This window comes from Streptomyces sp. SID3343 (assembly GCF_009865215.1).
GTDB lineage: Bacteria > Actinomycetota > Actinomycetes > Streptomycetales > Streptomycetaceae > Embleya.
Map to the genome: position 1 here is coordinate 1 of NZ_WWJX01001267.1, position 4,431 is coordinate 4,431.

4 protein-coding genes are annotated in these 4,431 nt (G+C 69.6%); 2 read left to right on the forward strand and 2 right to left on the reverse strand.

Annotated elements, in window-relative coordinates:
• Positions 1 to 453 (reverse strand): MarR family transcriptional regulator (locus GT354_RS39985; protein WP_161361349.1); only part of this gene is annotated, 453 nt, incomplete at its 3' end.
• Positions 450 to 1,976 (reverse strand): MFS transporter, encoded by a 1,527-nt coding sequence (locus tag GT354_RS39990; protein ID WP_161361351.1) that lies wholly within the window; start codon positions 1,974 to 1,976, stop codon positions 450 to 452. The genes GT354_RS39990 and GT354_RS39985, both read right to left, overlap by 4 nt.
• 252 nt (positions 1,977 to 2,228) lie before the next feature.
• Here GT354_RS39990 and GT354_RS39995 point away from each other — a divergent pair, with 252 nt between their 5' ends.
• Complete coding sequence (locus tag GT354_RS39995; protein WP_161361354.1) at positions 2,229 to 3,620, forward strand: alpha-L-fucosidase; 1,392 nt, start codon at positions 2,229 to 2,231, stop codon at positions 3,618 to 3,620.
• 126 nt (positions 3,621 to 3,746) lie between these two features.
• The gene (locus GT354_RS40000) at positions 3,747 to 4,418 is read left to right on the forward strand and encodes a FadR/GntR family transcriptional regulator (RefSeq protein ID WP_161361356.1); all 672 of its coding nucleotides are present in this window, start codon (positions 3,747 to 3,749) and stop codon (positions 4,416 to 4,418) included.
• Positions 4,419 to 4,431 lie beyond the last annotated feature (13 nt).

Consider the following 4,431-nt stretch of genomic DNA (forward strand, 5'->3'; position numbering starts at 1 on the left):
GAGGTCCTCCGGCGGCAGCGCGAGCAGTGCGGCCGGGGGCGCGCTGAGGATGGCGTTGGCGCGTCGGGCGGCGCTGAGACCGGCCGGGGTCGCGGTGACCACGCGTTGCCGCCGGTCGGTGGGGTGGACGGCGCGCTCGATGTAGCCGCGCCGCTCCAGTTCGTCGACCACGAGCGTGGTGTAGGGCTTGTCGGTCATCAGGCGTTCGGCGAGTTCGCGCATGGTCAGCGGGCCGGCGACGAGCCGCCGCAGCGCCTTGGCCCGGGTGAAGCTCATGTCGAGTGCTTCGCTGACCACCTTGCGGCGGTCGTTGCGGATGTGTACGAATTCACGCAGGTCGTGCCACGTGCGCGCGGCGCGGTCCGCGGCCGGGACACTCGCGGAGTCCGGGCCGACGGGGGAGTTGTGCGCGGGCGCCGCCTCGGGGGCGTCCGGGCCGATGGGGGCCGTCATGACGTGATGTTCGCAACCTTCGCTGGGTCGGGGGCCGATACGGGGGGCTCCGGCTGGAGTTCGGCGGCGGTACGAGTCGCGCTCGCGCGAGCCCGGCGGCCGGTCGTGATGATACCGAGCACCCCGATCGCGACGCCGCAGCCGGCGACGATCCACCACCCCGTGTGGGTGGCCCCCGCCAAGTGCGCTGCCTGGCCGCCGACCCCGCCGCCGGCGAGCGCGGCGGCCATGGTCGAGCCGACCACGGCGACGCCGAGCGACTGGCCGACCTGGCGACTGGTCGAGGCGACGGCGGCCGCCACACCGGCCTGTGCGCGGGGCATCCCCGAGACGGCGGTGTTGGTGATCGGCGCGTTGACCATGCCGAAGCCGATGCCGAACACCGTGTAGGCCACGATCAGCAGCGCGACCGGAGTGTCCGCGTCCAGTCCGGTGAGCAACAGCCCGCTGATCGTGATCGCAAAGCCCGCGACCAGCAGCGGTACGCGGGCGCCCACGGTGCCCACGAGTCGGCCGGACAGCGGCGAGAAAGCCATCGTCGCGACGGCCATCGGCAGGGTGTGCAGACCGGCCTCGATGGGCGAATAGCCGCGCACCTCCTGAAGGTAGAGCGTGTTGAGGAACAGGAACCCGGACATCGCGGAGAACGCGCACACCGCGATCACGGTTGCCCCACTGAACGGCACGCTACGGAAGAACCGCAGGTCGATCAGGGGTTCGTCGCGGCGCGGCTCGTACCGAAGCAGCGCGACCAGGCTCAGCGCGGCGACGGCGAACAGGGCGATGATCTCGGGGGAGTCCCAGCCGCGGCCGGGTCCCTCGATGACCCCGGCGGTCAGCGTCACGAGGGTGAGGATCACCAGCACCTGACCGATCGGGTCGGCGCGGCGTGGACGCGGGGCGCGCGATTCGGGGACGAACCGCATGGTCAGTACGAACGCCACGAGCGCGACCGGCAGGTTGACCCAGAACACCGAACGCCAGCCCGCGCTTTGTACGAGCGCGCCGCCGACGATCGGCCCCAGGGCCATGCTGATCCCGACCACCGCGCCCCAGACGCCGATCGCGCGGGCTCGCTCGCGTGGTTCGGTGAAGGTGTTGGTGATGATCGACATCGCGACCGGATTGAGCATCGACCCGCCGACCGCCTGGACCACCCGGAACGCGATCAACCATTCGAGACTGGGCGCGATTCCGCACAGCAGCGACCCGAGGGCGAACAGCACCAGTCCGGTCTTGAATACGCGCCGCCGCCCGATCCGGTCGGCCGTCGACCCCGCGAGCATCAGCAGCCCGGCCAGGACGAGCGTGTAGGCGTCGGTGGTCCACTGGAGACCGGACACCGACGCGCCGAGGTCGCTGCGGACCGAGGGCAGGGCGACGTTGAGGATCGTGTTGTCGAGGCCGACGATGAACAGGCTCATGCAGCACGTGACGAGGATGAGCAGGCGGCGCCGACGTTCGGGATCGGTCGCGGACGCCGATGTGGTCGAGTTCGTGGGCGTGCCGGTGTTCGAGGACATGAATCTCCCGATTCGTTGTACGTCTATAAAAGTTATAGCAGTACAACGAGTCTCGTGCCACGTACACGTATTCCGCACATGCGCGTGCACGACCGCAGGTCGATTCGCTCGACCATCCAGAGAGCCGATCTATCAACGGCCTCTGTGCGTACTATCACCGCATTTTGCGGCCCACGACCTTGTCAGACACACGATAACCAGGAATATTGATCCTACCTTTCCAGGTTGCTCGCCCCTGCCCGAGGATTTCGCATGTCTGATTCGCCGTCCGATCGCCCCGATCTCGCCCGCCCACTGCCCGAGTGGTTCGACGATGCCAAGTTCGGCGTGATGATCACGTGGGGGCTGTACTCCGTGCCGGCCTGGGCGCCGCTCGACGATCGGTTGGTCAAGCTGCTCGCCGAGCACGGCGACGGCGCGGACAAGAATCGGTCCTACGCCGCCGACGTCGACGCCGACGGGTTCGACCCGATCGTGACCACGAGCTACAGCGAGTGGTACCTGAACTCGGTGTCCGTGGAGGGCAGTCCGACCTGGCGCCACCACCGCGAGACCTACGGCGACCGCACCTACGCCGACTTTCGCGCCGACTTCGCCGAGGCCGTCGACGCGTGGTCGCCCGAGCCGTGGGCCGAATTGTGCGCCGCCGCCGGCGCCCGCTACGTCGTCCCGCTCGCCAAGCACCACGACGGCTTCCTGATGTGGCCGAGCCGCACGCCCAACCCGCATCGGGCCGGGTGGGCGCTGGAGCGCGACGTGCTCGCCGAGTTGCGCGCGTCCGTCGAGGCGCGCGGGATCCGGTTCGGGATCTACTACTCCGGCGGTATCGACTGGACCTTCGCCCACCTGCCGATCCTGCGCGCCGACGACGTCGCCCGCGCGGTACCGGAGTCCGCCGAATACGCCGGCTACGCCGACGCGCACTGGCGCGAACTCGTCGAGCGCTACGAGCCGGCCGTGCTGTGGAACGACATCGGCTACCCGTCGGCCGCCGAGCCGGAGAAGCTCTTCGCGGACTACTACGCGGCGGTCCCCGACGGCGTGGTCAACGAACGCTTCTACGCAGGCACGCCCGACTTCGTCACCCCCGAGTACGCCCAGCGCGACGCGCCGACCGGTGCCAAGTGGGAGACCGTGCGCGGGGTCGGGTTGTCCTTCGGCTACAACCGGCAAGAGGACGCGTCGTGGACGACGTCGGGCCCCGATCTGGTCGAGTTGCTGGCCGACGTGGTGAGCAAGGGCGGCAACCTGCTCCTGGGCATCGGCCCCGACGCGGCCGGCCGGATCTCGCCGGAACAGGACGCGGCGCTGCGCGAGTTGGGGGCCTGGCTGGCGATCAACGGTGACGCCGTGTACCGGACCCGTTCCTGGCACGTCGCGGAAGATCGGACGGCTGACGGCCTGCGCGTGCGCTATACCGTGCGCGACGGCGACCTGTACGCGACCTTCCTGGACCGTCCGTCCTCGGGGATGTCGGCGTTGCCGCGCCTCGCGCTCGCCGCCGACGCCACGTGCGAGTGGCTCGGTGGGGACGGTACTCGGTGCGACCGCGAGGGCCTGTCCACCCTGTCCGTTCCGCCTGTTCGTCCCGGTGTGCCCGAACCGGTGGTGCTGCGGATCAGCCCCGCGCCAGATCTGCGGTAGAGCCGAGGCGACCGAAAACGTCGGTCGGGAGGAGTCGGAGCGGCGGGCCGCGACCCGGCCGCCCTGTCTTCTTGTTCGCCCGCCCGTCATACTGGAAGTCATCGGACCTCTGGAAGGATCATCGGCATGGCGGTGACGGATGAAGCCATCGACAAGATCAAGGAGATGATCGTCTCCGGGGAGCTCAAGCCCGGCGACAAGCTCCCGAAAGAGGCCGATCTCGCGACCAAGCTGGGCCTGTCCCGAAATTCGCTGCGCGAGGCGGTCAAGGCGCTGTCGCTGATCCAGATCCTGGATGTACGACAGGGCGACGGCACGTATGTGACGAGCCTCGAACCGGGCCTGCTGATGGGCGCGATCGCCTTCGTCGTGGACTTCCACCACGACAAGAGCGTGTTGGACTTCCTCCAGGTCAGACGGATCCTGGAGCCGGCCGCCACCGCGCTGGCCGCGGACCGGATCGACGCCGCGGGGATCGCCGAACTGCGCCGCCTCGCGCAGGTCGACGAACCGCAGCCCAGCACCGAGCAACTGATCGACCAGGACCTGCGGTTCCACCAGGCGATCGCGGGCTTCAGCGGCAACCTCGTGCTGTGCTCGCTGCTCGACTCGCTCTCCAGCCCGACGATGCGCGCGCGGGTCTGGCGGGGTCTGACCCAGGGCGATTCGTGGGCGCGCACGGTGCGCGAACACCAGGCGATCGTCGATGCGTTGGAGAGCGGCGACGCGGAGGCCGCGCGCGCGTGGTCGACGGCGCACATCGCGGGTGTCGAGCAGTGGCTGCGCAAGATGGCCTGACGCGCCGGCGGGC

Coding starts and splice junctions, on each gene's coding strand:
- GT354_RS39990 (WP_161361351.1), bottom strand. CDS start 1,976: ATGTCCTCGAACACCGGCACGCCCACGAACTCGACCACATCGGCGTCC.
- GT354_RS39995 (WP_161361354.1), top strand. CDS start 2,229: ATGTCTGATTCGCCGTCCGATCGCCCCGATCTCGCCCGCCCACTGCCC.
- GT354_RS40000 (WP_161361356.1), top strand. CDS start 3,747: ATGGCGGTGACGGATGAAGCCATCGACAAGATCAAGGAGATGATCGTC.